The organism is uncultured Campylobacter sp., assembly GCF_938018145.1.
Classification (GTDB): domain Bacteria; phylum Campylobacterota; class Campylobacteria; order Campylobacterales; family Campylobacteraceae; genus Campylobacter_A.
This window is the reverse complement of sequence record NZ_CALIII010000138.1, coordinates 1-1320: the sequence shown is the minus strand read 5'-3', so window position 1 is coordinate 1320 and position 1320 is coordinate 1. Positions and strand designations below refer to the sequence as shown.

General features: G+C 48.4%; 2 protein-coding genes. One reads left to right on the top strand and one right to left on the bottom strand.

Annotated elements, in window-relative coordinates; all coding sequences use genetic code 11:
* A partial coding sequence (locus Q0338_RS03095) for a UbiA-like polyprenyltransferase (protein ID WP_298085482.1) occupies nucleotides 1–634 on the bottom strand: 634 nt, incomplete at its 3' end.
* A 90-nt stretch (nucleotides 635–724) separates the two neighbouring features.
* On the opposite strand from Q0338_RS03095, the gene Q0338_RS03090 reads away from it, so the two are divergent.
* A partial coding sequence (locus Q0338_RS03090) for an isopentenyl transferase family protein (RefSeq protein WP_298085481.1) occupies nucleotides 725–1320 on the top strand: 596 nt, incomplete at its 3' end.

Genomic DNA, 1320 nt, shown 5'->3' with positions numbered 1-1320 from the left:
TAGCCTTTTCGCCGTAAACGCTAGGTATGCTAAAAAGCCCGTGCTCTCGGTCAAATTTAACGTCTTGAAGCGAATAAAGCAGGTCAAATCCCGCCACCCAAAACATCACGCCAAGGCAAAGCAGTACGCTAAAAAGCGGTATCTCGCCGGTCACAGCTACGGCTCCGGCTATCGGCGCAAGGCCTAGCGAGAGGCCAAGGACTAGGTGCGCTAGCTCGCTAAAACGCTTAAAAAGCGAATATCCGCCAAGCACGGCTAGGATCGGAAAGCTCAGCCAAAACGCAAGCTCGTTTACGAGATAGGCGACAAGCACGAAGATAGCGGCGTTTGCCGCGATAAAAATCTGCAAATTCGTCCTGCCGATACGCCCGTCCACGCTCGGGCGATTTGCCGTGCGCGGGTTTAGTTTGTCGATGTCCTCGTCCTTGTAGCGGTTAAAAGCCATCGCGAAATTTCGCGCCGAAACCGCACAAAGAACGCCCAAAATAAGCAGCTTCCAGCCAAACCAAGCCGTGCCGTTTACCTGCGCGCTCGCCGTTATCATCGCGGTAAATATAAAAGGCAGCGCGAAAATCGAGTGCTTAAAGACGATCAGTTCGTTAATATCTTTTAAAATATTTATAAATTTTTGCATAATCTTCCTGAAATTTTTGCTTTATTTTATCTTATAAAAGCGTAAATTGTGATAAAATTTGAGCAGATTCACGAATTTTAAGGCATTTTTATGAAAGAACTCGCCATCATCGGCACCACCGCTAGCGGAAAAACGGCGCTCGCGCTAAAGCTTGCAAGCGAATTTAACGGAGTGATTCTGAGTCTTGATTCGCTTTGCGTTTATAAATTTATCGATATCGCAAGCGCCAAGCCCAGCGCGGACGAGCTAGCCTCGGTGCCGCATTTTGGGGTAAATTTGCTGATGCCGGACGAGCATTTTGACGTCGGGATGTTTTTTGAGGTTTATAAAACGGCTCGCGAATTTGCGCAAAAAAACGGCAAAAATTTATTTATAACCGGCGGCAGCGGATTTTATCTAAAGGCGCTGCTATCGGGTCTCACGCCTAAATTTGAGCGCGTAGAAAGCGGCCTAAGCAATGCTCAAATTTACGAGCTCGTTTCAAGCCTCGATCCCGAATTTGCCGCCAAATTTAGCGCAAACGACACCTACCGCTTGCAAAAGTGGTTTGATATCTACTCGTTTTTGCGCTCTGGCGGGCGAGACGAGACTCCAAGCTCGTATCTGCGCGAAAATACCCTAGCTCCCGTTGCGTCAAATTTGGCGATTTTCGAGCTTAGCTGGGATAGGGGCGAGCTGAGAGAGCG